Origin of the sequence: Massilia sp. CFBP9026, assembly GCF_034045165.1 — a bacterium.
GTDB lineage: Bacteria > Pseudomonadota > Gammaproteobacteria > Burkholderiales > Burkholderiaceae_D > Telluria > Telluria arenae.
Genome location: NZ_JAXCWH010000002.1, coordinates 452,163 through 477,342 on the forward strand (window position 1 = coordinate 452,163; position 25,180 = coordinate 477,342).

Genomic DNA, 25,180 nt, shown 5'->3' on the forward strand with positions numbered 1-25,180 from the left:
ATCGCCCTCAGAAGGTGAAGCGCGACGGCGCTTCGGCGCCGGTCAGCGGCTTGGTCACGGTCTCGAACACCTTGACCGCGTCGTGCGCCGTTTCCGAGGTGCGGGTGATCAGCTGGCAAGTCATCGCCGGCGCCTCGCCCAGGATGGCGATCATGCGGCCGCCCACCTTCAGTTGCTTGACCAGCGCTTCCGGCAGCACCGGCAGGCCGCCCGAGACCACGATCACGTCGTATTCGGTACCCGTCGACCAGCCCTGGGCGCCATTGCCTTCTTCCACGCTGACATTGATCACGCCCGCCTTGGACAGGTTTTCCTTGGCCAGGGTGACGCTCTCCGGCTGGATCTCGACCGTGGTCACGTGACGCGCGGTGTGCGCCAGCAGCGCGGTCATGTAGCCGGAACCGGTGCCGATCTCCAGCACGTTCTCATGTTTCTGCACCGCGATCTCTTGCACGATGCGCGCTTCGACCTTCGGATTGAACATCGTCTCGCCACCCGCCAGCGGGATCTCGACGTCCGCAAATGCCAGGTTCTCGTAGGCCTTCGGCACGAATTGTTCGCGCTTGACCACGTGCAGCAGCGCCAGCACGTCCTCGTCCAGGACGTTCCACGGACGGATTTGCTGTTCGATCATGTTGAAGCGGGCTTGTTCGATATTCATTTCAGTTCTCGGTGGAAAAATAAATAATCCGATATTCTAATCGCTCAATGGCCTCTGGACGCACATCTTAACGATGCACGGCCGAGCCAGAGGAAAATTGCGACAGTCTGCAGTTTGAGGGGGATGAACGCCAGAAATCCGTCCCTGGCGTGAGAGGCAAGTTACTGGGATGGGGGAAGCAGGCCGTGCAGGGTGATGTCGAGGAAGGCTTCGAGGAAGGCCTCGGGCTGCAGGTCGCAACGGTCGCAGGGGGCGATCGTATGCTTCCAGGTCGAGAGCATCAGCAGCGGCGCGATCAGTACCTGGGCCGTCTGCGACACGTCGATCACGCGGAATTCGCCGCGGCGGATGCCGCGTTCGAGCATGTTCGAAATCATGCGCATGCGGCGCGTCATGACCTCTTCCTGATAAAAGCGCGCCAGTTCAGGGAAATTATCGGCTTCGGCGAGGATCAGCTTGCTGATGCCCGAGGCCTTGGTCGAGCCGATGCGCACCCACCACGACAGGATCACGTGGCGCAGCAACTCGGCGCTATGCCCATCGAACTCCGCCACCGAGGTCTCGGCATCGTCGATCATCGGCAGGATGGTCTGGCGTACGACAGCCTTGAACAGGTCTTCCTTGTTGGCGTAATACAGGTAGAGCGTTCCCTTCGACACCCCGGCGCGGCGGGCCACGTCTTCCAGGCGCGTGGAGGCGAAACCGCGTTCGACGAACAGCTCCATGGCAGATGCCAGGAGTTCCTTGGGACGCGCATCCTTGCGACGTTCCCAGCGCGGCTTGCTGTCAAGTTGGCAGTCCATATTCCCGCCCAGAAATTATCTAAGGAACAACCAATATAGACCGCGCTCGTCCGTACAGTCAAGCAAGCGTTGTATAACCGAAACTATATTAGTCGAAATATGGTAGTAACCGTAGATTAAACCGTTTTTACGAAGATGTTGCCGCCCGTTGCGGACGACGAAGGTATACTGGCGGGCTCTGTTTCAAGCAGTCCTCGATGTCCATGTCCGCCTCTTTCCAGTGCCGGCCGCAGTGCGGCGCCTGCTGCACCGCGCCCTCGATCACCAGCCCGATTCCCGGCATGCCGAACGGCAAGCCGGCTGTCAACTAAAGAGATGCCATGAACTGCCGCGACAACTGCGGGGCGTGCTGCATCGCCCCCTCGATTACGAGCCCGATACCCGGGATGCCCAACGGAAAACCGGCAGGTGTCAGGTGTGTTCAACTGGCGGATGACAATCGCTGCCGCGTCTTCGGAAGTCCGGAACGGCCGGCGTTCTGCGGCGGCTTACAACCATCGGAAGAGATGTGCGGTTCCAGCCGGGAGCAGGCTATCCGCTGGTTGGATGAATTGGAACGCGCGACAGCCCCTGCGCAGTAAGACGGGCATCGTGCGTCGCCCAACGTGGCTCTCTGCCTTTTGTTGCAGACCAATGGTCTCTTAACCGGTAGCGCGCTTTACGCACCAGGCAATTTGCGGAAGCAACGCTCAAAAGCTTCTATGCTTGCTGCGCGAAAAGCATCGCTACGCCCCTCACCGCAGAGCCAGGATGCAAGTACATCAGGCGGGAATACGCCCTCGCCATGCATCAGAAGTGCAGAGAGCTGAGCATATAGCCGGTGATGCACTTCGTTGAAGTCTCGAAGAAGCCTAGGATTCGTAACTCCTGCCCCTTGAAATTCGTAGGAATCTCTAGCGAAGACGGTATAGACGTGCCCAAGCCCAGCCAAAAACTGGGCCTGGGTTTGCGAAGACATTCCTGCAAGCGCCTTTTCGCAATCCTCTTGAGTAAACGCCATTACATCCCCCCCTTGAAAGGTTCTCGTCGCGCACAAGAAGCAGGCCGTTACGAATTAACACCGGTATTTTTCGGGGCGAATGTTTGCTCCATGGCCTCCCTGTCGTAGTCGAGCAGCCAGTGATTGTGCTTTTTGTACAGCGCTTCCAACACTGACGGCTTTCGACAGATAACATCCATCCCCCGGTCATCATACGGGTGAACAATAATTGCCCCCGCAGTGTTGACGAGGTAAATCAAGCAATGCGGATTCGGATGCATTGAGCTGAAGTCGGTAACCAGGGCACACCAAAGTAGGTTTTGCAACTTGGCGGCGGGCACCTGAAATGCGCAATTTATCCAGAATCCTTCGCCGAAATCATCACTCTCATCTACCTTTTCGTACCAAACGTCCCTGTCTTTTGGAATGGAAATTCCGGCCATCCCGAGTTCGCGAATAGAGTGCCGTAGCTCGAAACGCGTTGAAAACACAAATCGTTGCAAGTGGACGAGAACTGAATCGCTATCAGCAAAGACGTCATTGCAAATTTCCGTTGCCTTACGTAGAGCTGTCAACACTTGGTCCAGTGGACTCTCACCCTCAGACAGTTCAAATCGCAGTCCACCGGGAAAGTTGTAAAACAAGGCGTGCCGGTAACTTCCAGCCTCTGTCAAACCATCAATTATGCTTTTGAATTTCATCTCCGGCTCAATCTTTGATGCGAAGTCTTTTATCAAACTTTTTGATACGTTTTTCGGCTAGGGATTCAAATTCACCATCATAGGGGGAAGTCGTGCTTAATCTATTCCAGTACCCGCCTCCGTCGAACGGACCCTTCGTTGGATGAAAAGGCACATAGACGTGTGTCCCTTTAAAGACATCATCACCCAGCTCGTCAATAGCAACCACCGTACGAAACGGAATAAACCCGGAGATTTTGAGCCACCCCTTATTTTGCTCTGGCAACGCATCCCACAAGCTGCGTGCGGCCGCCTCAAGCTCATCTCTCTCAGCATCTTCGACGCGCCACGGGTGATAACCCGGCATGGCAGTAACTGCGTCTGCTGCGTCCCACTCACCTGTCACGGTATCAACATATGCATAGTGCCACCGAATGCTTACCATTAACCCAAGGTGTGTAAGCTCCTCTGGCCGGTATACCCACCACTGTGTTGGTCGCTTGCCTTTTTCAGCTCTTGGATAAGCTGACGCTGCCGGGTCACGCACCAAAATTTCAGCGGAGCTCGTTGCTACAGTCTTGCTCAGCTTGCGCTTTGTCGCAAGTTCAGCCCTGAGTTGTGTTGTTAATGACCGCTGTCGGATAACCAGAGAAATGCCAAAGTATGCGAACAAAAGGTTATCGTTTTTCGGCTGGAATAACATATCCTCAAGTTCACCGCGCCCCCAAATGTGCACCTCTGAAATGCCGTTTGCCCGACACCATTCGAAAATTCCATCACGTGTCTTTTTGGAGAAGTCGCAGGCCGCCGCAAAAATCATCCCATACAACGGCTCATCTTTTTGAAGCACAATTTCATCCAGGTAGCCTTTGGCCTTTGACGGGCCAATGGCACGCTCCCGTTTGCATTGGATTAGCCAAAGTCGGTCAGACAGGGCCTGCAGCGACTCATCGTCCTCTTCATCCAGAGAAGTGAATACCTCGGCCGATTCGACAATCTCCAGAGCTCGCGCATCAAATCCTTCGTCGCCTCCTGAACGACCTGTCGCCTCCAAGCGTCGCCACGGACGGAAATCGTAGGCAAGTTGTCGAACGAGGTCTTCAAAACGCTTCGGCTCCAGGTCCTGGAACGGCAAAGGATTCATGGTACGCGTTACTGCGGCATTCATGATTGCCTCACTCGTAAATTTTTCCGCAGTAAAGAAATACCGCAAACTTCTTCCATGGCAACGCTGAGGCAAGTCCTTGTTTGGCACCGAATGCAGAATCCTGCGCCCATGCGTGCCCAGCTTCGAGAAAGTCCTGTATCGAATCATTCTCCCAGCCATTCTGAACTTCCCCGGCTGCATCGGCTGCTATACGGTCCGCTACACGACGGTCGTCCGCTAGCGCCTCGACGAACGCAAGGAAGGTAGTTTCATCTACGACCGCTTCAAGGTAATCGTTCAAGTTCATTCAGGAAGCTCAGCCCAAGTTTTCATCGCAATTCATTGTCGAACCATACATCTTCGTGTCCCGGTGCCAATTGCACGCGCCAACCAGGCGTGAGTGCAAGATAAGGCACGAGCGCCGGGCATTTTTCGGGAAGGTGGGAAACGTGCAAAGGGGTGAAGAAGTCCGGTGACGTCGACATTTCACCACCCCATATATACCAACCGCAGGTTCCTTCCTTCGGCGGAAGGCGAAGCGCATTTAGAGGCAGTATCTGCAGACTGTCCAACGCTATTCCAACTTTCTGACTTTCGTCCGGCGGAACGAAGTCTGAACTGAATCGTTGGCAAATCTTTAGTTGCTCATCCAAGAAATTCATATCAACGCTCCAGATTTCGTTACAACTCAGTATTGCAACGGCGATTGCCATATAGCGCTAAAACCGTTGAGGCAATACCGCCCCGTTTTGCAAGTTTAACAGGTTGACGTAGCCCAGCGGCTCGTCATGACGGCCAATTTCATCAATAGCGTGCCCTTTCGCAGGTGGCGCCCCCCTTCTCTACGGTCTACGCGTTTTGCATGTCCTCGATATAAATCCCGTGGCTTAACTACCGCGTGGACTGGCCCCGCCCGGTCCTTCGGGCCACGTCGTTCCGAGATTTCGGAATCGCGTTCGCTATACGAAAAATCCCAACCACGCAAAGAGCAAGCCATGCAAACCGTCATCCCGGCTCCAACAAGCCAAGTAAAGAAAGTACACACCCCTGCAATCTCCGATTGCGGAGCATTCGCCCCTGAAACCCGCGCCAATACTGGCTTTGCGGGTGGACCGTCCTCGATTTCGGCGGTCCACAAACAGGCCACGCAGCGCGGTGCCGCAGCGCCACGGGCAGCCGCGCGCAGCAGGTTCATCAAGGTCCGCGTTTCGCCGGACGAATACTCAGCAATTGCCTGTCAAGCAGACATCGCCAGCCAGCCAATGAGCGAGTACGTACGCGAGCAGGTGCTCGCGGTCCACGAGACCCTCGACTTGAAGGCTGAGCTGGCAACCCTCCGTGGTCTGCTCGGTGCGCCAGTCCAGTCCACGGGCGACACGCTGGCCCTGGAAGCCGTGTTGCTCCTGCGCGAACTGGCAGCGGCCCGGGATGCGCAAATCCTGTCGCGCGTGCGTGCGCAACTGGCCCAGCGGAACGGAGGGAAAGCATGAACATCCGCGACCCATTCCTGAACAGTATCGGCATAGTGCTCGACCGCGTGGCTGTGTGGACGGCGCTAACCGGGGCAAACTTCATGGTCATCTGGGCAGCAGTATGGCAGCGCGGCCTTGGACTTCACTGGTCGGTCGCTGTCAAGCAGCTTGAATCAGTTGTCACTGGAACAGCAACGTCCCTGACCCGAACGCTGTTTGTGCTCACCCTGACCGTTGCCGTGCTGGCGACCAGCGGGGTATGCATGTGGCTCTTCGCGCGGTGGAGACGCCAGGGCGAGCTAAAGGGTGCGCACATCCGTGGCCCCAGGCTGGAGGCTTGAGATGCAGCAGTTCGACACCCTCACCTTGGCCGGCATCCCGCTACCACGAGAAATCGAGCCCCTGCATTGGCTGTTGACCGGCACCACCGGTGCTGGCAAGACTACTGCCATCTCGGAGCTGCTCGACGGCACCCGCGCTCGTGGCGACCGGTGCATTATCTGTGACCCCAACGGCGGATACCTCGCGCACCATGCCCAGGATGGCGACAGGCTACTGAATCCGTTCGACAGCCGGAGCGAACGCTGGTCTCTGTTCAACGAGTTCCGCAAGGATTTCGACGCGGAGCGCCTTGCCAGAAGTGTCGTTCCGGACGGGCACGGCGAAAGTGCCGCTTGGCATGGCTACGCACAGACGCTACTGGCCGAAATTCTCCGCGCCTTGGTACGTACCGGCGAAACATCGACGGACAGGCTGCTCTACTGGGCCAGCATCGCACCAGCCAGCGAACTTGCACAGCTATTGGCTGGCACGGCGACGGCAGGGCTCTTCGACCCGGAAGCCGCGAAGGCGCTTGCGTCTACCAGGTTTGTCCTGGCGGCGCGGCTTGCACCCCAGCGCTATCTCGCACCCGGTGCATTCTCTCTGCGGAGCTGGCTGGAGAACGAGTCGGGTAGTCTGTTCCTCACTTGGCGCCCCGACATGCAGACGGCACTTGCCCCACTCATGGGCACTTGGGTGGACGTACTTGCCAATGCCGTGCTCTCGCTGCCACCGGACCCGTCACGGCGTATCTGGCTCATCGCCGACGAACTCGCCGCTCTCGGGTCTCTGGCATCGCTCGAAGCAGTGCTGACCTTAGGACGCAAGCACGGGCTCTGCGTGGTCGCAGGCGTCCAGAGCACGGCCCAGCTTGACGGGCTCTATGGGAAGGACGCCGCGACGGTGTTGCGTAGCTGCTTCCGGAACCTGATGGTTTTAGCTATCTCTCGTACAGACCCGGACACTTGCGATGCCCTTTCCCGGTCCTTGGGCGAACGCGAAATACAGCGGCCCGACGCCTCGCGTTCACAAGGCACCCAGGGGACCAGCCGTGGCACCAGCCTGCAGACGGCGCAGGAGCGGCTTGTCTTGGCGTCGGAAATCGCAGGGCTGCCCAGCTTACAGGGCTATCTGACGCTTGCCGGCGACAGCCTCGTGCGCAAAGTGCGCTTACTGCCGCAAATTCGCGATGTCGTCACCGAGGCATACCAGGAGGAGGCCACATGCTGAGCCTTGCCAAAGTGACCTCGGGTGATGCCGCTGCCAGCTACTACGAAAGTGCTGACGATTACTACGCGGAAGATGGCCAGGCCGCCAGCGTCTGGTGGGGCGCGGGCGCGGAGGCACTGTGTCTCGCTGGCGTCGTGGATACCCCGATGTTCAAAGCGCTTCTCGACGGCGAGCTACCGGATGGCACGACAATGCATCATGGCGGCGACGGAGAGCGCCGGGCCGGTTCAGACCTGACGTTCAGTGCGCCGAAGAGCGTATCGATGCAGGCCCTGATTGCCGATGACGAACGGCTGTTGAAGGCGCACGACACAGCGGTCGCACGCGTGCTGTCCCACGTGGAGGCACGTCTTGCTGCATGCCGCGTGACGCAAGCAGGTGCGACGTATTCGGAACTGACGGGCAATCTGACAGTCGCTACGTTTCGGCACGAGCTGTCACGTGATGCCGAACCACAGTTGCACACGCATGCCGTCGTCCTGAACTTGACGCGCCGCGCTGATGGACAGTGGCGTGCTCTCGACGCGGCGCCGCTGTACGCCCAGCAGAAAATGCTTGGAGCCCTCTACCGCGCCGAGTTGGCGTTGGAGGTGCAAGCACTCGGCTATGCGGTTCGCTTGACCCACCATGACGGCCGCTTCGAGCTCGCCCATCTTTCCGATAGTGCCGTGGCAGCATTCAGTAGCCGCAGCCAGGCCATTGCTCACGCCCTTGCTCAACAAGGGAAGGACCGGCGTACCGCCTCGGCAGCAGAGCGCGAGATTGCGGCGCTCGCGAGCCGCAAGGCCAAGGGAGACCTGGACCGCGAGAGCTTACGCATGGCGTGGCGCGAAAAGAGTGCCGCGCTTGGAATCGACTACGCACCGTTGGCGCCCTCGTCCCTCAGCGCGGACGAGCGACATCAACGAGTTGCGGCAGCAATCGACTTTGCAACCGAGCACTTAACAGAAAGGCAAAGCCTGATAAGGCATGAAGCCGTAGCCGGCTGGGCATTGGGGCACGCTACCGGCGCCGCGACAATGGCCGACATCGAGACGGAATTGGCAAGCCGAGTCAGCAGTGGTCGTCTGCTGTCGAATGGCGAGGTCTACACCACCCCCGAGGCGCAATCGACAGAGCGGGCATTCCTGGGCATCGAAGCACGCGGACGAGATGCACTCGCCCCCATCGTCCGCCAGCAATGGTTGCCGGGTACTGAGGGCACGGAGCTCAACGCGGGGCAATGGGGCGCGGCGCGACTCGTCTTGACAAGCCGGCACCGCGTCGTCGGCATACAAGGACGCGCTGGCACCGGGAAAACACGCATGCTCACGCAGGTACACGACATCGCATCCATGAGCGGCTGGCGCTCAATGGGGCTGGCACCGTCAGCCGCCGCCGCGCAGGAGCTCGGCGGCGCCGGTATCGAAGCCCAGACCATCGCCGCATTTTTGGCCAGAGGTGGCCGTGGTCTTGATAGCGGCACGCTGGTCGTGGTGGACGAGGCAGGCATGGTCGCTGCGCGTGACATGCAAGCCGTTCTCGAGCTGGTGGAGTGTGCCAACGCACGCGTCGTGCTTGTAGGCGACACCCAGCAGTTGAAAGCCGTCCGCGCGGGTATCCCCTTCGCGCAGCTCCAGGCAGCGGGCATGGAAACCGCAATCATGCACGAGATTCAGCGGCAAACCAACGCGAACCTGAAGACGGCTGTGGAACACGCTGCGGAAGGCAATGTAGCGGAATCGGTAAAGCTTCTTGCACCCCGAATTGCGGAGGTCGCTCACGCTCGCGACAGGTACGCGACCATCGCTCGTCACTACTGCGCACTCGTTCCCGCGCAACGCGAGCAAACCCTGATTGTGGCCGGCACCCATCACGCGCGCGAAGCCATCAACGCCGAGGTGCGCGCTCGCCTCGGTCTCGTCGGCGAGGCGGTATCGATTCTTGTGAGCCGAGACCTGACCGATGCGCAAAAAAGGAGTTCGGTGTCCTACCAAGTCGGCGACCTGGTGCAGGCTCAGAAGGACTATCCGTCGCTCAATCTTTGCCGAGGAGATTTCGCCAGGGTCGTTTCGGCAGGAAGCGGCCAGGTCGCATTGCAATGCCAAGACGGCACGACCCACCAATGGCGGCCGGCGCTACTGTCCCACGTTAGCGTCTACACAGTGGCCGAGCGCAACCTCGCCGTTGGCGATAGGGTACGGTTCAGTGCTAACGACTACACCCGAGGCCTCATCAACGGCGATTACTGCACCGTAACCGCAGTCACGAGCCTCGGAGTCACGGTCAGGACAGAAAATGGGCGCGCGGTAACGCTCGACCGTGCGCGCCCGCTGCATCTGGAGCACGGATACTGCACCACGGTGCACTCTGCACAAGGGCAGACCTGTGCCCGTGTCCTGATTGACGCTGACGTAAGCAGTGCGATGGCGAACGAGAGTCTGTTCTACGTCGCCATCAGCCGTGCCAGGGAGGAAGTCAGGCTCTACACTGATGACCGCCAGCTGCTACCCGCTGCCATGGCTAGGACGGACGTGAAGTCTGCGGCGCTCGACCTGGACAAGCCCCGCTTGGCAATGGGGCTGTAGATACCAACAGACTCGCCAATGGCTGGACAAGGCCGTGTTCACCCGAACACGGCCGTTTCATCATTGCTGGCGCAGATTGGCAACGACAGTTTGCCCTTGAGCGCCATGTGAAGCGGTGCCTGCTCGGACAGAGGGATGAAAACGTTGGCGTCGTCATGGCGAAGCTGAAGTACGGCATGACTGCCGGCCCAGACCGACAATTTCCTGATGACGCGGGTGAACGACTCATGCAGCTCCGCACGTTCGGTCATCCGCTCGTCCGTGATGTCCCTGACTGCGCCAAGCGCATCCACGATGGCCTGCTCGACGTCATCCTCCCATACGGCCGCGACAGGGTCGTTCGCAACGGCAGACAGCTCCATCACGCGGACCTTGCGCGCTTCCACCGCGCTGTCAAGTTCACGAATACGGTTGGCAAGAGCAGCCGAACCGCCTGCCTGCTCGACAATGTGGAGCAAGTTTTGCAGGGATTTCGTGTCCTGCAAGAGTGCAGCGCGCTCCCAGTCCAACGCTTCGAGGGCATTCTGCTTGATGCTCCCCTTCAGTATTTCGGCAGAGACCGAAGTCATGAGCGGCGGGATGAGCTTGGTCTCTAGTTCACGCGCGTTCCAGTTGGGGCATTTGGTCACGCCACGGTCGCGGTCGGCGCAGACGTACAGAGCATAGCCGGCGCTGTTACGACCGCTCGTCTTCCCTTTGCGCGCCAGGGTCGCGCCACAGTGCCCGCAGCGCAAGAACCCCTGAAATACGTTGTGATACCCAGCATCCCGGCGCTTGGGGAGATGACGCCGCCGCTCTGCCGCCGCCTGTGCAGCGTTGAAGAGTTCCAACGACACAATCCTCGGGTAGTAGTCGGGCCAGCAATCGCCAGTCTGCCGGCGAGCCTTCCCATCTTTAATTGACGGCTCAAATTCACCGAGAACCCTGCGGTTGTGAACGAGCTTATGCGGCAAGGTCTTGTGCCAGTCCTTTGCCTTCCCTGGCACTGGCCAGCCTTCCCGATTCGCGATGCGTGCGATTGCTGTAGAACCAATACCACTTGCAACGAGCTCAAAGACCTTGACTACGCTCTCGGCCTTCTCAGGAATGACCTCCCAGCCGGTTTTGTTGGCGTTCGGGCGTAGCCAGCCCGGTCCTTGGCCAAAGGCGAACGTTGACCCGTTGTCGCGCTTGCGCTGATGTGCCTTTTTCACCCGGTCCGACTTGGTTGCGGATTCTTCATTGGCACGAATGAACACCATGACGGCCCAGATGAGGCTCGTCTGGTCTTTGATGCTCTCTTCGTCAAGAATCCTTTTGTCGATGAGTGTAACGACGCGGATGCCGAGCTTTACCAGTTTAGCAAGTAGCGCCATTGCATCGAACAAGTCCGCACGAGACAAGCGGTCAAGATTTTCCACCAGCAGGAACGACCCTCGTTCGATTGCGCCGGATTCTACGGCCTGGATGAAAGCTGCGAGGGCGCCTTTAGTGGCGTTCGAACGGTCGAAGGCAGAGACGCCGAGGTCTTCGAACGATTTCTCTTGTAGAAGAAGATTGTTTTCCGCTGCATATTCACGGCTTCGGTCGAGCTGCCGCTGGAGACTGTCCCCCTTTGCCTGACGCCTTGTGGAAAAGCGTACATACGAGTACGCCTTGGGGTGCTCGAAGGGGTAGAGCTTCGAAATCTCTTTAGCTACTACAATGGAAGTGCTGGTCATGATTCTGGTTCCTTAAGGGATGGACGAAACCAGTAAATGCAGTAGTTTTATATTGACCCTACACTTAAAATGGTTTCTTTCTCAGCCCTTAAGGTAACTTCCGGCAAGCCGGCCGGGGTGCGTTGCGTGCAGTTGGGTGAGGATGAGCGCTGCCGCATCTTTGGGCAACCGGAACGGCCGGCCTTCTGCGGCGGCCTGCAGCCGTCGCACGAGATGTGCGGCGACGACCGCCCGCAGGCGATCCGCTGGCTAAGCGAGCTGGAAAAGGCTACCGCACCTGCCTGCGCATCTTCCTGAGCTAGACCGCCGATTTTCCACGCGCCTGTTGCACGCGCTGGAACAGCCCGCCGAGGGTCAAGCCGTCATGCCAGACCTCGTCCAGCCGCAGGCCATAGCGCTCGCGCAGGGCGCGCGCCAGCGGCTCGATGTCGGATGCATCGGGCATCCAGCGTGCGGACCTGGCGGCGCGCACCACGCCCAGCACCTGGTCGTCGGGGCGCAGGTGCAGCTTCTCGCTGTCGCCAAACGAGAAGGCGGCGCCGAACACCGACAGGAATTCGCGGATGTCTTTACGGGATGCGGATGGGAAGGAACTGCGCCAGACCCGGCCCTGGAAGGGTCGGTAGCGTAATGCGTTGGGCAACTGCCAGTCATGAAATGCCAGCCAGGACAGCGCGGCAAGGATGATGACCAATAATAGACTCATTGGGTGAGTGCAGGATTACTCATGGATTTAGTTTAGCACGCGATTTCACATTCGATGCAAGCGCTTTTTTCATTCGCGCGCAGGTCCAGGCGCCGGTCGGCCGCACATTACCCCCGCAAAATCGCCCGTACGGTTCAGTTAGCCCAACGGTGGCGGCCCGGCTCATGGTAAGCTTCGAGCCCAAGCCGGCGTGCCTGTCCCGGCTCGTCCCCAGATCACTTCCACACCAACACAATTCATGGATATTGCGCTCGCCATCAAGGCGATCATCATGGGCCTGGTCGAGGGCTTCACCGAATTTCTTCCGATTTCTTCCACTGGTCACCTGATTCTTGCGGGCGAATTGCTCAACTTCACAGGCGTCAGAGAAACGGTATTCAAGATCGTGATCCAGCTGGGCGCCGTGCTGGCCGTCGTCTGGGAGTACCGCGAGCGCGTCATGCGCCTGTTCGCCGGGCTGGGCTCGGATCCGCTGCAGCAGCGCTTCGCGCGCAACGTCGCGATCGCCTTCATGCCGGCCGCCATCGCCGGCGTGCTGTTCAGCGCCACGATCACCGAACTCCTGTTCCACCCGGTGCCGGTGGCGATCGCCCTGGTCGTGGGCGGCGTCATCATCCTGTGGGTGGAACACCGCCAGCGCCAGCGCGCGACGCCGCCGCGGGTCGAGACGGTCGACCAGATGACGGCGCTCGATGCCCTCAAGGTCGGCTTCGCCCAATCCTTCGCCCTGATTCCCGGCACCAGCCGTTCGGGCTCGACCATCATCGGCGGCATGCTGTTCGGCCTGTCGCGCAAGGCGGCCACCGAGTTCTCGTTCTTCCTTGCCATGCCGACGATGCTTGGCGCCACGGTGTATTCTGTGGTCAAGGAACGCGAGGCACTGTCGATGGCCGACGTCCCGATGTTCGGCCTCGGCTTCGTCTCGGCCTTCATCGCCGCCTTCCTGTGCGTGCGCTGGTTGCTGCGCTACATCAGCACGCACGACTTCACGATCTTCGCCTGGTACCGTATCGTATTCGGTATCCTGGTGCTGGTGACCGCTCACTTTGGCTTGGTCAACTGGTCGGAGTAAACTAGCGCCTTACCCAGATCCAAAACACTGAAACAGACAGTATGAATCCCGATATCGGCGCCGACCTCGGCGCGCGCGCTCTCCACGTGCTGGAGACGGTCTTCGGCTATCCCGCCTTCCGCGGGCAGCAGGGAGAGATCGTCGAACACGTGGCCAGCGGTGGCGACGCGCTGGTCCTGATGCCGACCGGCGGCGGCAAGTCGCTGTGCTACCAGATCCCCGCCCTGCTGCGCGACGGCGTCGGCGTCGTCGTCTCCCCGCTCATCGCATTGATGCAAGACCAGGTCGATGCGCTGGAAGAAGTCGGGGTCAGGGCGGCGTTCCTCAACTCGACCCAGAGCTTCGAAGAAGCCATGCGCATCGAGCGCCTGGTGCGTACCGGTGAGATCGACCTGGTCTACGTGGCGCCCGAGCGCCTGATGACGCCGCGCTGCCTCGAACTGTTCGAAAGCAGCCGTATCTCGCTGTTCGCCATCGACGAGGCCCACTGCGTCTCGCAATGGGGCCATGACTTCCGGCCCGAATACATCCGGCTGTCGATCCTGCACGAGCGCTTCCCCAATGTGCCGCGCATCGCGCTCACCGCGACCGCCGACCAGCAGACCCGGGCCGAGATCGCGCACCGCCTGCAGCTGGAAGACGCGCGCCAGTTCGTCTCGTCGTTTGACCGCCCCAATATCCGCTACTCGATCGTCGAGAAGACCACCGGCCGCAAGCAGCTGATCGATTTCATCAGCAGCGAGCACGCGCAGGACTCCGGCATCGTCTACTGCCTGTCGCGCAAGAAGGTCGAGGAAACGGCGGACTTTTTGAACGAGCACGGCATCCGTGCCATGGCCTATCACGCCGGCATGGAGCACACGGTGCGCGCCGCCAACCAGGCCCGCTTCCTGCGCGAAGAAAATATCGTCATGGTCGCCACCATCGCCTTCGGCATGGGCATCGACAAACCCGACGTGCGTTTCGTCTGCCACCTCGACCTGCCCAAGAGCATCGAGGGCTATTACCAGGAGACGGGGCGCGCCGGCCGCGACGGCGCTCCCGCCAGCGCCTGGATGGCCTATGGCCTGCAAGACGTGGTCCTGCAGCGCCGCATGATCGACGAATCCGAGGCCGACGAAACCTTCAAGCGCGTGCTGTCGATGAAGCTCGACGCCATGCTGGGGCTGTGCGAAACGCTCAGCTGCCGGCGCATGCGCCTGCTCGACTACTTCGGCGAGCGCTCCGGCCCTTGCGGCAACTGCGACACCTGCCTTGTGCCGCCGGTCAGCTTCGACGGCTCGGTGCCGGTGCAAAAGCTGCTGTCGGCCATCTACCGGGTCGACCAGCGCTTCGCCGGCGGCCACGTGATCGACGTGCTGCGCGGCGCGCAGACCGAGCGCATCAGCCAGTGGCATCACGACAAGCTCACCGTGTATGGCGTCGGCGCCGACCGCTCCGAACAGGAATGGCGCGCCATCCTGCGGCAGGCGATCGCCCTCGGCCTGGTGACGGTCGACCACGACGCCTTCAGTTCGCTCAAGCTCACCGACGCCGCGCGTCCGGTGCTCAAGGGCGAGCAGAAGGTGCAGCTGCGCCAGTACCAGAAGCCGGTCAAGGCCAAGCGTCCGTCCACCTCGCGCTCGAGCTACGAAGAAACCGAATTGTCGCGCGACGAACAGGCGATCTTCGACCGCCTGCGCTCGTGGCGCATGGGCACCGCGCGCGAACACGGCGTGCCGGCTTATGTCGTGTTCCAGGACGCGACCCTGCGCGAGATCGCCAAGGTCAAGCCATCCTCGATCGACCAGCTGCGCGGCGTGTCGGGCGTCGGTGAGAAGAAGCTCGTCTCTTACGGCGACGAGATCGTCGCCATCATCAACGAGATGAGCTGACCGGACTACTCCCGGAACAGGTGGGTGAAACTGCGGCTGACCGGGAGCACCTCGTCGCTCCCGCGCAGCAGCACCTGCATGCGTTCGGCATCGACCCGCTCCGCCGCCCGGATCGCATTCACGTTCACCAGCGTGCCGCGGTGGATCTGCCAGAACAGGCCCGCATCGAGCCCGCCCACCAGGTCCTTGAGCGGAATGCGCACCAGCGCCTCCGAGTCGGCCAGCACCACCCGCGTGTACTTGGTGTCGGCCTGGAAGAACAGCACCTCCTCGACGTCGATCAGGCGGATCTGCTTGCCGACGCTGGCCTTGAGCCATTTGAGCTTTTCGCGCTTCGCTTGCGGCGCCGCCGCCTTCACCTGCTGCAGAACCTCGCTGACATCGTCGGGACGGGCGTCCAGCTTCTCGCGCAGGCGCGCCAGGGCCTTGTCGAGCCGACCCGGTTGGATGGGTTTGAGCAGGTAGTCGACCGCACCGGTGTCGAAGGCATCGACCGCATACTGGTCGTAGGCGGTGACGAACACCACGTGCGAGCGGCGGCCGATGCGCTCCGCGACTTCGAGTCCCGACATGCCGGGCATGCGGATATCGAGAAAGACCACCTGCGGCTCGTGTTCGAGCCAGGCGTCCCAGGCATCGATGCCGTTCTCGGGCGCCGCCACCACTTGCGCTTCGGGCCAGGCGGTGGCCAGCATGCCGAGCAGGCGCTCGCGCATCAGGGGTTCGTCTTCGGCGACCAGCACTGTGACACTCATTTCGGCTCCTTGCAGGGGATGGCGATTTCGGCCAGCAGGCCAGGTTCGGCTTCACTCAACAACAGGCAGGCGCCGTCTCCGTAGGCCAGGCGCAGGCGGTGGCGCACGTTTTCCAGGCCGGTGCCGGCGCCCGGCGTGTCGTTCATGCCGACGCCACTGTCCCGCACCCGGATGCGGATCGTTCCCTCGTCATCATGGGCCGTGACCGCGATCTCGCCGCCGTGCATGGATGGCTCGATGCCGTGCTTGATCGCGTTCTCGGCCAGGGTCAGCACCAGCATGCTGGGGACCTGGGTGGTCGCCAGCGTGTCGGGCACGTCGATCGTAAAGCGCAAGCGCTCGCCCATGCGGATCTGCATCACCCGCAGGTAGGACTCGACCAGGCCGAATTCGGTGGCCAACGCCACCTGCTCGCAGCGCATATCGCTCATGCTGGCGCGCAGGAAGTCGATCAGGTGGGACGTGAGTTCGGCGGCGCGCGGCGCACCCTGCTCGGCCAGCTGCTGCACCGCGCCGAGGGTGTTGAACAGGAAGTGTGGCTCGATCTGGGCGCGCAGCAGGCGCAACTGGGTTTCGCTCAGCTCGCGCGCCAGGCGCTCCTGTTCGGCGTCGCGTTTGAGCTGCTCGGCCTGGATCTGGTAATGGCGATTGCGCAGCACGGCAACCAGGATGACCGGTATCGCCACCAGCGCGGTGACGACCAGTGTCACGGTGACGACGATCTTGGGGAGCTTGTCGAGCAGGAGCGACCACGAGTGCCCCCTCTCGAACATGGCGGTCAAGGCACCGATCAGCCCACCCAGCAGGCCGAGACCGACGATGGTAACCAGGGCCTTGCCCTTGGCCCGCACGATTTTTCCGTAGTTGAACCACACGCCTGCCAACGACATGGCTACCGCAACGCCGATCGCATTGGCGGCGACGACCGTCTGCCACCACGGCGTGGCAGGCAGATAGGCAAGATTGATCAGGAAGCCCAGCACCGACAGCACGACGCACAGCTTGAGCACCGCCAGCAGGGCGGCCGAGGTGCTGACGGTACTGGAAAACTTGTACAGGGATTCGCGCTCGGCGGGCGACATTTCCGCCAGCTTGCGGGCGAAGAAGCGGCGGCAGCCGGCCGGCACCTGCTCCACCAGCGTAGGGTCGCGCAGGACCGCGAGCTGCTCCGCTTCCACCTCACGGTTCCATTGTTCGATGCGTTTCCACATGCTGTTCTCCTCTGTGCTCGTTAATGTATATCAACGAGTCCAGTCTAGGAACTTCCGGTGGCCCGGGACAGCAGGTGGCGACGAACGACGAAGACGGGGGAACGAACGACGATCCGCCCCCGGATTGACACTTACTTGCGCGTGAAGACCAGGTCCCAGACACCGTGACCCAGCTTGATGCCGCGGTTCTCGAACTTGGTCAGCGGACGGTATGCAGGCTGCGGCGCGTAGCCCTCGGCGGTATTGGTCAGCTCCGGCTCGGCACTCAGGACCTCGAGCATCTGCACCGCATAGTCTTCCCAGTCGGTCGCCAGGTGCAGGTAGCCGCCCGGCGCGATCTTCTGACACAGCAGCTTGACGAAGGCCGGCTGGATCAGGCGGCGCTTGTTATGGCGCGCCTTGTGCCATGGATCGGGGAAGAACACGTGCACGCCGTGCAGCGAGCCGTCGGCAATCGTGTGGTTCAGCACTTCGAACACGTCGTGCTGGACCAGGCGCAGGTTATCGATGCCCTGCTCGCCGATCTGCTTGAGCAGGCTGCCCACGCCCGGCGTGTGCACTTCGACGCCCAGGAAGTCCTTCTCGGGCATCAGCTTCGCGATATGGGCCGTGGTGTCGCCCATGCCGAAGCCGATTTCGAGGACCACCGGCGCCTTGCGGCCGAAGGCCTGTTCCAGGTCGAGCGCTTCCTTCTTGTATTCGATCAGGAACTTGGGGCCATGCTCCTCGAAAGCCCGCGCCTGCGCGGTCGACAGCCGCCCTGCGCGCGTGACGAAACTGCGGATGCGGTGTTCGGTGGGATCGTACAGCATGGACCGTGCCGGACCACTGGTAGGCTTTTCAGAAGACATGGGGAGCGTTGAGTATGCGGAAAAAACGGCTGTCATTATAGCGCAGCCGCCCCCGCCATCGGCCGTGCGTGGCGGCAAGGCGGAATCGCGCATAATTGGTGTCTTCCCCCAGCAACGCCGGAGCCCCTTGCCATGCACTCGACGAAACACCCGATCGCCATCGAAGACAGTGTCGCCACCCTGAACCTGACATCCTTCCACTACGGCGCCGCAGGCAGCGGCAAGAAGGTGTACATCCAGGCCGCGATCCACGCCGACGAAGTGCCGGCGATGCTGGTGGCGCACCTGCTGCGCGGGCAACTCGACAAGCTCGATGCCGAAGGGCGGATCAAGGGCGAGATCGTCCTGGTCCCGGCAGCCAACCCGCTCGGCCTGTCCCAGGTGCTGCATGGCGCGCCCTTCGGCCGCTACGACCTGTCCACCGGTCTGAACTTCAACCGCTCCTATCGCCACGTTGCCGCCGCCCTCAAAAGCGCGCTCGAAGGCCGGCTGGGCCAGGACGCCGCGGCCAACGTCGCGCTGATCCGCGAGCTGGCCCGCAACGAGGTGGCGGCCTGGGAACCGGCGGACAATGCCGCCACGCTCAAGAAACTCCTGCTGACGATGGCGATCGACGCCGACATCGTGCTCGACCTGCACTGCGATAACGAGGCGGTGCTGCACATGTACACCGGCACGCCGCTCGTCGACGTGATCCAGCCGCTGGCCGACCTGATGGGCGCGCGCGTGCTGCTGGTGGCGAAGGAGTCGGGCGGCGAAGCCTTCGACGAAGCCTGCAGCCGGGTGTGGTGGGACTTGGCCGACCATTTTACGGACGCCGTCATCCCGCCCGCCTGCGCCGCCGTCACTGTCGAACTGCGCGGTGAGAACGATGTGAACTATGACTATGCGCAGCGGGATGCCGACGCCATCCTGCAGTATCTGGCGCACCAGGGCGTGCTTGACATCTCGAAGGTCGCCCTGCCCGCGGCCCACTGCGGCCCGACGCCGCTCGATGCGGTCGAGCCTTTGGTGGCGCCGCATGCGGGCGTGCTGGTGTTCCGCAAGAAGCTGGGCGATCAGGTGGCGGCGGGCGAGCCGATCGCGGATGTCGTCAACCCGGTCAGCGGCCAGGTCACGCCGGTAGCGGCCAGCCGTCCGGGACTGCTGTTCGCCAGCACGGCGCACCGCCACCTGCTGCGCGGGATGCACATTTGCAAAGTGGCGGGGGCGGATTCGTTCAGGTCAGGCAATCTGCTGTCGAACTGAGTCGGACTGGAACGCGCGCCACAGGCCATATGAATCCTCGATGAAGTTGTACGTGCTGACCTTACCGTCTCTTACCGAACAGATTGCCGCGAAGTCGCTCTCGAACTCCTTGCCGGTGCTCAGGATGCGGTGCTTGAAGTGTCCCGTGATGACTGCCTGGTCGCCGCTTTCGAAGATGCGCTCGATGTGAAATGCGAGCGGCTCGAAGTTGGCGGGGAACAGCGTCATCCAGGCGCGCACCTCTTCCTTGCCAAGCTGGACGCCGATCGTCGGCACGTCGGGCGCCCCTTGTACCTTCCACACGACGTCATCGGTCAGGCAGTCGAGGGTGCGCTCGACATCCTTCTTGAAGAAGGTATCGAGGTAGTGCTGGACGACCTGTCCGGGCGTCATACCGCTTGTCGTTGCCATACCAATTCTCCTTTCAGCCCGCCTGCGGGCGGGCGCGAACGATCACATCAACGGTGTCCACCAGCGAGCACCATGAATTCTCCCGTGGTCCAGGCCGATTCGTCGGACGCCAGGTAGACGGCCGCGGGCGCGACATCGTCGGGCACACCCAGCCGGCCCAGCGGCGTCCGGGCCGTGATGGCCGGGCCGTAGTCGGACTCCAGGAAGCCGCCCGCGTGCACGCCCTCGGTCGCGACCACGCCCGGCTTGATCGCATTCACGCGGATCCTGCGTGGCGCGAGCTCGTTCGACAGGGCGCGGGTAAGGCCATCGATCGCGCCCTTGGTGGCGGAATAGACCGACGCGTTCTCCGGTCCGAACAGTGTCACGGTGGAGCTCATATTGATGATGCTGCCGCCGTCGAGCATGTAGGTGGCCGCTTCCCGGATGGCGAGCAGGTAGCCGAAGACGTTCAGCTCGAAATGCTTGCGGAAGAGTTCGAGCGAAAGGTTCTCCAGGGGCTGGAAATCATATACCCCGGCATTGTTGACGAGCACGTCGATGCGTCCGTAGGCCTCGTTCGCCTGGGCGAACAGCTGCCTGACGGCATCCGGGTCGCGCATATCCGCCCTGATGGCGATTGCCTTGCCGCCGGCTTCGACGATCTCGTCCACGATCTCGTCGGCCGCTTCCTTGCTGCTTGAATAATTGACCACGACCGATGCCCCCTCGGCCGCGAAGTGTTTTGCGATGGCCGCACCCAGGCCCTTCGACGCGCCGGTGATCACGGCGACTTTTTCTTGCAATCGATAACTCATGACTGAAATCCTTTCAGTAAGCGCCACAGGACGGCCGTCAGGAAGTGGCCGACATCTTGTCGGCCCACAGGTCGACCGGACCGAGGCGATCCACGCCTTGGGTCGCGAGCATCCAGCCCGGATATTCCGGCGGCAGCTCGCTGACTTCGTCGAGCCGGCGGATTTCGTCTTCGCTTAGAGTGATGTCGACCGCAGCGATGTTGTCCTCGAGCTGGCTCAGGCGCTTGGCCCCGACCAGCACGGACGTAACGACCGGCTTGGACAGCAGCCAGGCCAGTGCAATCCGGGCCGGGCTGCACGCGTGCGCTTCGGCGATGGGGCGCATCACGTCGATGACGTTCCAGGCGCGCTCCTTGTTGATGATCGGGAAGTCGAATTCCGAACGGCGCGAGCCTTCCGGAGACTGGTTCTCGCGGCTGAATTTTCCCGACAACAGCCCACCGGCCAGCGGACTCCAGACGAGCAAGCCCATCTTTTCCGCTTCGAGCAATGGTCCGAGTTCGCGTTCGAGATCGCGGCTCGCTATCGAGTAGTGGGCCTGCAGCGTATTGAAACGCGCCAGGTTCAGGCGGGCGGAAATCCCGAGCGCGGTCGCAACGCGCCATGCCGGCCAGTTCGAGACACCGATATAGCGCACCTTGCCCTGGCGGACCAGATCGTCCAGCGCGCGCAACGTCTCCTCGGTGGGCGTGAGGATATCGGTCGCGTGGATCTGGTACAGATCGATGTGATCCGTCTGCAGCCGTTGCAGGCTCGCGTCGACGGCATCCATGATGTGGCCGCGTGAAGCGCCGACATCGTTGCGGCCTGGCCCCATGCGGCTATATACCTTGGTGGCCAGCACATAGTCCTTGCGCGCAATGCCCAGGTTCTTGAACGACTGGCCGAGCGTGCTTTCGCTTTCGCCACCGGAATATACGTCGGCGGTATCGAAGAAATTGATGCCGGCCTCGATGCTGGCCTTGACGAGTTCATCGGCGCCCGCCTGGTCGACATTGCCGATATGCTTGTACACGCCGCTACCGCCGCTGAAGGTCATCGTTCCCAGGCATAGCTGCGATACGAGCAAGCCGGTGTTACCTAAGGTCTTGTATTTCATCGTGTTCTCCTTGGAAGACTTCGAATGAATACCAGGGCGCGTTGACGTCAGCCGTTCGGCCCCGGATGACGACAGTCTGGCTTCTTCCGAGATGACAAGGAATACACATTCGTGCGGAAGCAATGCCTAATGTTGGAGGATGGCGGCGTGCCTGCGGCCATGCGGGTGCCATGTTTTATTGGTGAGTTGCGCGGCCCGGTGCCCAGGCAAAAGGTGCAGGCAAGGGTCAATCCGTTGTTCAATGCCTGGACTGTCTGAAGAGCAAGCCGGCTGCGACTGCCAGGATGGCGAATGTCGGCAACAGCCAGGCATAGCCGACGCGTAGCTCCATCAGGGTCGCCCCGCTCACCGCACACCAGGCCAGCGGAATCAGCCAATAGAGCGGGTGGGCGCGGCATGCCAGCAGCGCGCCCAGCGTGGCGACGGCGGTTGGATCGGGCGCGATGCCGAACACTTCAGCGTGGTGCCAACCACGTCCACTACCCAGCGCCAGCAGCGGATACCCGAGCACTGCCAGGCCGGAGAGGCCCAGCGCCACCAGCTTTTGCGTACCTGCCGGCACCGCGCCGTGCGACCGCAGCGCCATGAAGCACAACATCACGGACTGCACGCCGAAGGCGAGCGCGAACCAAGGGCCGGCGGTATTGATGTCCGCATAGCGTTCCAGGTGATACGCCCAACCCACCCAGCCCCAGGCCATGGCCAGCACCAGCAGCGCGATGCGGCGGGTGTGGGCGCCAGGGCGCGCGATGCAACCAATGACGATCAGGCCGGCCGCCAGCGCCAGCAGGTGCGCGGGCCAGACCGCCTCGTTGTACAGGGCGATGAGCCGGTAGTAGCTGCGTTGCGAGAACATTAAAAAGTCCGACAGCGTATAGGTCCACCACTCGCTCATGCCAGCCTTTCGGCATCCTGGGCGATGCGCTTGCGCAGGGCCTTGTCGGGCATCCGGCCCGTGCCGGCCAGCAGGTTCTCGCGGACGTGGGCCACGCTCGAGGTGGCTGGGATCGCGCAGGTGACGGCGGGGTGGGACACGATGAACTTCAGCAGCGCCTGGGCCCAGGTGGTGCAGCCAATGTCCGCAGCCCAGCCGGGCAACGGCTTGCCGGCCAGCGCCTGCGTCAAATCTCCCTGGCGGAACGGCCGGTTGACGATCACGCCGATGCGGCGCTCGCGCGCCAGCGGCAGGATGCGCTGTTCGACCTCGCGATCGAGGGCGTTGTACGAGATTTGTACGAAGTCGATGGGGTGTGACGCCATGATCTTCTCGATCTCGCCGTGGCGCCGGCCTTCGGACGTCGTGATGCCGACATAGCGCAGGCGCCCTTCCTTCTTCATCGCCAGCAGGGTCTTGAGGTGCTCTTCCCACGACAGCAGGTTATGCACCTGCAGCAGGTCGAAGCGCGGCACGCGCCACAGTTTTCGGGAAGTCTCGATCTGCTGCACGCCGCGGGCGCCGCCGCTGATCCAGACCTTGTCGGCCGAGAACAAGGCCGGCGGCTTGATGGCTTGCACGGCTTCGCCGATCACATCCTGGGCCGAGCCGTACATAGGGGACGAGTCGATCACCCTGCCGCCGCCAGCGAGGAACTGGCGCATCACCTCCTGGCATTCCTTGCGGGCCTGCGGATCGCGGCCGACGTTGAAGGTGATCCAGCTGCCCAGGCCGATGACCGGGATCTGTTCGCCGGACGAGGGGATCGGGCGGGTGAGCAGTGGCGCAGGGGCTGGCGCGGCGTGCAGCATTGGCAGGGCCAGGCTGCCGGATGCGGCAAGTATCGATTGCAGCAGGCGTCGGCGTGATGAATCCGGTGTCATGCAAAAATCTCCTTGCTTGGCGAAATCCGAGAACTGTCAGGATACTGTGCCGGAGGATGAGGTGGCGCTGTCCAGCCGAATAGAAGGTAGTTAAGCGATTCCATAAATTTATGTATATACAGAAATTCTTGCGAATTTTGTGAACGGTATATACACTGGATGGATGGACATCGTCTATGACGTTGTAAAAAGCGAATCAAACACTGCCAAGCACGGTATTTCACTGGCCGAAGCAATGCGATTTGAGTGGGATGATGCGCTTATCTGGAACGATGAACGTAAACATTACGGCGAAGCCCGCTTGTGTGCGATCGGCTACATCGATCTTCGCCTGTACTACATTGTCTACGTACTGCGCGACGATGTTCGCCGCATCATCAGCCTGCGTAAGGCAAATTCACGAGAGGTGAAACGATATGCCCAAGCTTAAACCGGGAACGGTGATGCCAACTCCTGAAGACGACGCGGCAATCACCGCCGCGGCCATGGACGATCCAGACGCACGTCCATTCACAGACGAAGAATGGGCCGATGTGAAGCCAGTTCGCGGTCGTGGACGTCCGCTGCAGGCTATGACGAAAGCACCCATCAGTATTCGTCTGGACGTCCGCGTCCTGGACGCGTTCAAGGCGACAGGAGAAGGATGGCAGACCCGAATGAATGATGCACTGACTGAGTGGGCCGATCAACACGGCATGCTTGAACGTAGCTCGAACTAAAGCACTTACTACCAGGGCCGGCGACCAGCCTTTCGGCTGAAGCGGTCATTCGACTGGAGCGGGTGAAGGGAATCGAACCCTCGTATGAAGCTTGGGAAGCTGTCTAAGGAACCGCATAACCATGCGGGTTTGCGGGCGATTTCTGCTCCACAAAAATGCGGTTTCAGACCTGCTACAAGCCACTGTTCATGCGGTACTTAAAATTTTTGTGGAGCGGATTTTGGCGCACTAGTACCTCAAAAATGTAGGCTCGATACTTGCCATATGGAAAGGTTAGATGAGATACTTGTCATCAACTTCCCCCTATGGAGTGCGGATATGCCGCAGATCGTCTTAGCGTTCCTAGTATTTATTGGCATCTTCGTCGTGGTGACGATTCGCGACATAGCCAGCTGGTTCGGCGCCGGCCCGTGGGAGACCGGCGCACTTGTATTCTGGGGATTCATCGGATTGTGCGCGGTTCTCGTCGCAGCCTTCAACCGCGTACTCAGTCTGCGAACAGGTTTTCTCGCTTACCTGACTTTGCTGATTCCTACGATTCGATCTTTTTTGGCGACGATCGCGAACAACGGGATGTCTCCGGACGACCCGATGCTGTGGCGCGCACAAATTCCATGGTACTCGTCCTGGACGTTCTGGGCAGTGGTAGGTGTCGCGTTGGTGGCGGCCACCGTCTGGTCATGGAAAAGTGAGCGAAACTGGTACTACTGATCAGCGATACATTCTTCATACTTTAGTCATGGAAGATGCCGAATGAGCCGATATACAGAGTGGTTCGATGGAAAGTGCAGGGTGCCGTCCCGACTGGGCCTGTACCAGATCGACGTGCCGCATGTGAATGGGGTTGTATTCTCGAATTGGGATGGGACGAGATGGTACCGACATTCCAAGTTTCCACGCATCGCGGCTGCTGCGACACAAGAGTCGATCTACAGCCACCCACATTGGCGCGGCCTAAGCTCCGAGCAGAAGTCTCACAGGGTACCGAAGCTACTTGCGAAGGAAAGGGAGAAAAAGAAGAAGGAACGCTTAATCCAATGGACTCCAGCAGCATGGTGA

The 25,180-nt window shown here is 61.1% G+C and carries 28 protein-coding genes; 12 read left to right on the plus strand and 16 right to left on the minus strand.

Features of this window, described 5'->3' with window-relative positions:
• Positions 1-7: 7 nt before the first annotated feature.
• Positions 8-661 carry a protein-L-isoaspartate O-methyltransferase family protein gene (locus SOM28_RS06150; RefSeq protein ID WP_123067827.1) on the minus strand — a complete coding sequence of 218 codons (654 nt, stop codon included), beginning with the start codon at positions 659-661 and terminating at the stop codon, positions 8-10.
• Positions 662-822: 161 nt separating this feature from the next.
• Complete coding sequence (locus SOM28_RS06155) at positions 823-1,464, minus strand: TetR/AcrR family transcriptional regulator (RefSeq protein WP_123067828.1); 642 nt, start codon at positions 1,462-1,464, stop codon at positions 823-825.
• A 320-nt stretch (positions 1,465-1,784) separates the two neighbouring features.
• On the opposite strand from SOM28_RS06155, the gene SOM28_RS06165 reads away from it, so the two are divergent.
• Complete coding sequence (locus SOM28_RS06165; RefSeq protein ID WP_320467554.1) at positions 1,785-2,045, plus strand: YkgJ family cysteine cluster protein; 261 nt, start codon at positions 1,785-1,787, stop codon at positions 2,043-2,045.
• Positions 2,046-2,511: 466 nt separating this feature from the next.
• On the opposite strand, the gene SOM28_RS06170 is transcribed toward SOM28_RS06165, so the two are convergent.
• Genes SOM28_RS06170 through SOM28_RS06185 form a run of 4 tightly spaced genes read right to left on the minus strand, consistent with a single transcriptional unit; the run spans position 2,512 to position 4,932 of the window.
• Complete coding sequence (locus SOM28_RS06170; RefSeq protein WP_320467555.1) at positions 2,512-3,144, minus strand: DUF3885 domain-containing protein; 633 nt, start codon at positions 3,142-3,144, stop codon at positions 2,512-2,514.
• 7 nt (positions 3,145-3,151) lie between these two features.
• On the minus strand, positions 3,152-4,291 hold the full coding sequence (locus SOM28_RS06175) for a hypothetical protein (protein ID WP_320467556.1): 1,140 nt from the start codon (positions 4,289-4,291) through the stop codon (positions 3,152-3,154).
• Positions 4,292-4,298: 7 nt separating this feature from the next.
• On the minus strand, positions 4,299-4,577 hold the full coding sequence (locus tag SOM28_RS06180) for a DUF7660 family protein (RefSeq protein ID WP_320467557.1): 279 nt from the start codon (positions 4,575-4,577) through the stop codon (positions 4,299-4,301).
• 22 nt (positions 4,578-4,599) lie between these two features.
• Entirely contained in the window at positions 4,600-4,932 is a 333-nt protein-coding gene (locus tag SOM28_RS06185; protein ID WP_320467558.1) for an immunity protein Imm33 domain-containing protein, read from the minus strand.
• Positions 4,933-5,265: 333 nt separating this feature from the next.
• Between SOM28_RS06185 and SOM28_RS06190 the strand changes: the two genes are divergently transcribed.
• From SOM28_RS06190 to mobF, 4 genes are read left to right on the plus strand one after another with little or no spacing between them, the layout of a single operon-like run.
• The gene (locus SOM28_RS06190; protein WP_320467559.1) at positions 5,266-5,760 is read left to right on the plus strand and encodes a plasmid mobilization protein; all 495 of its coding nucleotides are present in this window, start codon (positions 5,266-5,268) and stop codon (positions 5,758-5,760) included.
• Complete coding sequence (locus SOM28_RS06195; RefSeq protein ID WP_320467560.1) at positions 5,757-6,083, plus strand: hypothetical protein; 327 nt, start codon at positions 5,757-5,759, stop codon at positions 6,081-6,083. Before SOM28_RS06190 ends, SOM28_RS06195 begins: the two co-directional genes overlap by 4 nt.
• Position 6,084: 1 nt before the next feature.
• The gene (locus SOM28_RS06200) at positions 6,085-7,293 is read left to right on the plus strand and encodes a type IV secretion system DNA-binding domain-containing protein (RefSeq protein WP_320467561.1); all 1,209 of its coding nucleotides are present in this window, start codon (positions 6,085-6,087) and stop codon (positions 7,291-7,293) included.
• On the plus strand, positions 7,287-9,860 hold the full coding sequence (mobF, locus tag SOM28_RS06205; protein WP_320467562.1) for a MobF family relaxase: 2,574 nt from the start codon (positions 7,287-7,289) through the stop codon (positions 9,858-9,860). Before SOM28_RS06200 ends, mobF begins: the two co-directional genes overlap by 7 nt.
• Positions 9,861-9,898: 38 nt before the next feature.
• Here the strand turns inward: mobF and SOM28_RS06210 are convergent, their stop codons facing one another.
• Positions 9,899-11,560, minus strand: a complete 1,662-nt coding sequence (locus SOM28_RS06210) for a recombinase family protein (RefSeq protein WP_320467563.1) — start codon at positions 11,558-11,560, stop codon at positions 9,899-9,901.
• A gap of 126 nt (positions 11,561-11,686) precedes the next feature.
• Between SOM28_RS06210 and SOM28_RS06215 the strand changes: the two genes are divergently transcribed.
• Entirely contained in the window at positions 11,687-11,857 is a 171-nt protein-coding gene (locus SOM28_RS06215) for a Fe-S-cluster oxidoreductase (protein ID WP_414675150.1), read from the plus strand.
• A gap of 1 nt (position 11,858) precedes the next feature.
• Here SOM28_RS06215 and SOM28_RS06220 read toward each other — a convergent pair whose 3' ends face one another.
• Entirely contained in the window at positions 11,859-12,266 is a 408-nt protein-coding gene (locus tag SOM28_RS06220; protein ID WP_320467564.1) for a hypothetical protein, read from the minus strand.
• Between the two features lie 238 nt (positions 12,267-12,504).
• Here SOM28_RS06220 and SOM28_RS06225 point away from each other — a divergent pair, with 238 nt between their 5' ends.
• A complete protein-coding gene (locus SOM28_RS06225) occupies positions 12,505-13,338 on the plus strand; it encodes an undecaprenyl-diphosphate phosphatase (RefSeq protein WP_123067831.1) in 834 nt (277 codons plus the stop codon).
• Positions 13,339-13,379: 41 nt separating this feature from the next.
• Entirely contained in the window at positions 13,380-15,212 is a 1,833-nt protein-coding gene (gene recQ, locus SOM28_RS06230) for a DNA helicase RecQ (RefSeq protein WP_147935653.1), read from the plus strand.
• A 5-nt stretch (positions 15,213-15,217) separates the two neighbouring features.
• On the opposite strand, the gene SOM28_RS06235 is transcribed toward recQ, so the two are convergent.
• From SOM28_RS06235 to trmB, 3 genes are all read right to left on the minus strand, one after another.
• Positions 15,218-15,967: a LytR/AlgR family response regulator transcription factor gene (locus SOM28_RS06235; protein WP_123067833.1), complete on the minus strand. Its 750-nt coding sequence runs from the start codon at positions 15,965-15,967 to the stop codon at positions 15,218-15,220.
• A complete protein-coding gene (locus tag SOM28_RS06240) occupies positions 15,964-17,178 on the minus strand; it encodes a sensor histidine kinase (protein ID WP_320467565.1) in 1,215 nt (404 codons plus the stop codon). Before SOM28_RS06240 ends, SOM28_RS06235 begins: the two co-directional genes overlap by 4 nt.
• 131 nt (positions 17,179-17,309) lie before the next feature.
• Positions 17,310-17,990, minus strand: coding sequence for a tRNA (guanosine(46)-N7)-methyltransferase TrmB (gene trmB, locus SOM28_RS06245; protein ID WP_123067835.1), 681 nt, complete (start codon positions 17,988-17,990; stop codon positions 17,310-17,312).
• 171 nt (positions 17,991-18,161) lie between these two features.
• On the opposite strand from trmB, the gene SOM28_RS06250 reads away from it, so the two are divergent.
• Positions 18,162-19,277 (plus strand): succinylglutamate desuccinylase/aspartoacylase family protein, encoded by a 1,116-nt coding sequence (locus SOM28_RS06250; RefSeq protein WP_320467566.1) that lies wholly within the window; start codon positions 18,162-18,164, stop codon positions 19,275-19,277.
• Here the strand turns inward: SOM28_RS06250 and SOM28_RS06255 are convergent.
• From SOM28_RS06255 to SOM28_RS06275, 5 genes are all read right to left on the minus strand, one after another.
• Entirely contained in the window at positions 19,254-19,688 is a 435-nt protein-coding gene (locus SOM28_RS06255) for a nuclear transport factor 2 family protein (protein ID WP_320467567.1), read from the minus strand. The genes SOM28_RS06250 and SOM28_RS06255 overlap by 24 nt on opposite strands.
• A 47-nt stretch (positions 19,689-19,735) precedes the next feature.
• Complete coding sequence (locus SOM28_RS06260) at positions 19,736-20,485, minus strand: SDR family NAD(P)-dependent oxidoreductase (protein ID WP_221176118.1); 750 nt, start codon at positions 20,483-20,485, stop codon at positions 19,736-19,738.
• Between the two features lie 37 nt (positions 20,486-20,522).
• Positions 20,523-21,584, minus strand: a complete 1,062-nt coding sequence (locus tag SOM28_RS06265) for an aldo/keto reductase (protein WP_123067838.1) — start codon at positions 21,582-21,584, stop codon at positions 20,523-20,525.
• A gap of 238 nt (positions 21,585-21,822) precedes the next feature.
• On the minus strand, positions 21,823-22,440 hold the full coding sequence (locus tag SOM28_RS06270) for a DUF6064 family protein (RefSeq protein ID WP_320467568.1): 618 nt from the start codon (positions 22,438-22,440) through the stop codon (positions 21,823-21,825).
• 35 nt (positions 22,441-22,475) lie between these two features.
• The gene (locus SOM28_RS06275; RefSeq protein ID WP_123067840.1) at positions 22,476-23,402 is read right to left on the minus strand and encodes an aldo/keto reductase; all 927 of its coding nucleotides are present in this window, start codon (positions 23,400-23,402) and stop codon (positions 22,476-22,478) included.
• A 163-nt stretch (positions 23,403-23,565) separates the two neighbouring features.
• Here SOM28_RS06275 and SOM28_RS06280 point away from each other — a divergent pair, with 163 nt between their 5' ends.
• The 3 genes from SOM28_RS06280 (at position 23,566) to SOM28_RS06290 (ending at position 24,832) form a co-directional block, all read left to right on the plus strand.
• Positions 23,566-23,832, plus strand: coding sequence for a BrnT family toxin (locus SOM28_RS06280; protein WP_320467569.1), 267 nt, complete (start codon positions 23,566-23,568; stop codon positions 23,830-23,832).
• A complete protein-coding gene (locus SOM28_RS06285; protein ID WP_123067842.1) occupies positions 23,819-24,121 on the plus strand; it encodes a BrnA antitoxin family protein in 303 nt (100 codons plus the stop codon). The genes SOM28_RS06280 and SOM28_RS06285 overlap by 14 nt, the downstream gene beginning before the upstream one ends.
• A gap of 318 nt (positions 24,122-24,439) precedes the next feature.
• A complete protein-coding gene (locus SOM28_RS06290; RefSeq protein ID WP_320467570.1) occupies positions 24,440-24,832 on the plus strand; it encodes a hypothetical protein in 393 nt (130 codons plus the stop codon).
• Positions 24,833-25,180 lie beyond the last annotated feature (348 nt).

Excerpts from the sequence above, each read along its gene's own strand:
- SOM28_RS06150 (WP_123067827.1), bottom strand. The coding sequence starts at position 661 with ATGAATATCGAACAAGCCCGCTTCAACATGATCGAACAGCAAATCCGT.
- SOM28_RS06155 (WP_123067828.1), bottom strand. The coding sequence starts at position 1,464 with ATGGACTGCCAACTTGACAGCAAGCCGCGCTGGGAACGTCGCAAGGAT.
- SOM28_RS06165 (WP_320467554.1), top strand. The coding sequence starts at position 1,785 with ATGAACTGCCGCGACAACTGCGGGGCGTGCTGCATCGCCCCCTCGATT.
- SOM28_RS06170 (WP_320467555.1), bottom strand. The coding sequence starts at position 3,144 with ATGAAATTCAAAAGCATAATTGATGGTTTGACAGAGGCTGGAAGTTAC.
- SOM28_RS06175 (WP_320467556.1), bottom strand. The coding sequence starts at position 4,291 with ATGAATGCCGCAGTAACGCGTACCATGAATCCTTTGCCGTTCCAGGAC.
- SOM28_RS06180 (WP_320467557.1), bottom strand. The coding sequence starts at position 4,577 with ATGAACTTGAACGATTACCTTGAAGCGGTCGTAGATGAAACTACCTTC.
- SOM28_RS06185 (WP_320467558.1), bottom strand. The coding sequence starts at position 4,932 with ATGAATTTCTTGGATGAGCAACTAAAGATTTGCCAACGATTCAGTTCA.
- SOM28_RS06190 (WP_320467559.1), top strand. The coding sequence starts at position 5,266 with ATGCAAACCGTCATCCCGGCTCCAACAAGCCAAGTAAAGAAAGTACAC.
- SOM28_RS06195 (WP_320467560.1), top strand. The coding sequence starts at position 5,757 with ATGAACATCCGCGACCCATTCCTGAACAGTATCGGCATAGTGCTCGAC.
- SOM28_RS06200 (WP_320467561.1), top strand. The coding sequence starts at position 6,085 with ATGCAGCAGTTCGACACCCTCACCTTGGCCGGCATCCCGCTACCACGA.
- mobF (WP_320467562.1), top strand. The coding sequence starts at position 7,287 with ATGCTGAGCCTTGCCAAAGTGACCTCGGGTGATGCCGCTGCCAGCTAC.
- SOM28_RS06210 (WP_320467563.1), bottom strand. The coding sequence starts at position 11,560 with ATGACCAGCACTTCCATTGTAGTAGCTAAAGAGATTTCGAAGCTCTAC.
- SOM28_RS06220 (WP_320467564.1), bottom strand. The coding sequence starts at position 12,266 with ATGAGTCTATTATTGGTCATCATCCTTGCCGCGCTGTCCTGGCTGGCA.
- SOM28_RS06225 (WP_123067831.1), top strand. The coding sequence starts at position 12,505 with ATGGATATTGCGCTCGCCATCAAGGCGATCATCATGGGCCTGGTCGAG.
- recQ (WP_147935653.1), top strand. The coding sequence starts at position 13,380 with ATGAATCCCGATATCGGCGCCGACCTCGGCGCGCGCGCTCTCCACGTG.
- SOM28_RS06235 (WP_123067833.1), bottom strand. The coding sequence starts at position 15,967 with ATGAGTGTCACAGTGCTGGTCGCCGAAGACGAACCCCTGATGCGCGAG.
- SOM28_RS06240 (WP_320467565.1), bottom strand. The coding sequence starts at position 17,178 with ATGTGGAAACGCATCGAACAATGGAACCGTGAGGTGGAAGCGGAGCAG.
- trmB (WP_123067835.1), bottom strand. The coding sequence starts at position 17,990 with ATGCTGTACGATCCCACCGAACACCGCATCCGCAGTTTCGTCACGCGC.
- SOM28_RS06250 (WP_320467566.1), top strand. The coding sequence starts at position 18,162 with ATGCACTCGACGAAACACCCGATCGCCATCGAAGACAGTGTCGCCACC.
- SOM28_RS06255 (WP_320467567.1), bottom strand. The coding sequence starts at position 19,688 with ATGGCAACGACAAGCGGTATGACGCCCGGACAGGTCGTCCAGCACTAC.
- SOM28_RS06260 (WP_221176118.1), bottom strand. The coding sequence starts at position 20,485 with ATGAGTTATCGATTGCAAGAAAAAGTCGCCGTGATCACCGGCGCGTCG.
- SOM28_RS06265 (WP_123067838.1), bottom strand. The coding sequence starts at position 21,584 with ATGAAATACAAGACCTTAGGTAACACCGGCTTGCTCGTATCGCAGCTA.
- SOM28_RS06270 (WP_320467568.1), bottom strand. The coding sequence starts at position 22,440 with ATGTTCTCGCAACGCAGCTACTACCGGCTCATCGCCCTGTACAACGAG.
- SOM28_RS06275 (WP_123067840.1), bottom strand. The coding sequence starts at position 23,402 with ATGACACCGGATTCATCACGCCGACGCCTGCTGCAATCGATACTTGCC.
- SOM28_RS06280 (WP_320467569.1), top strand. The coding sequence starts at position 23,566 with ATGGACATCGTCTATGACGTTGTAAAAAGCGAATCAAACACTGCCAAG.
- SOM28_RS06285 (WP_123067842.1), top strand. The coding sequence starts at position 23,819 with ATGCCCAAGCTTAAACCGGGAACGGTGATGCCAACTCCTGAAGACGAC.
- SOM28_RS06290 (WP_320467570.1), top strand. The coding sequence starts at position 24,440 with ATGCCGCAGATCGTCTTAGCGTTCCTAGTATTTATTGGCATCTTCGTC.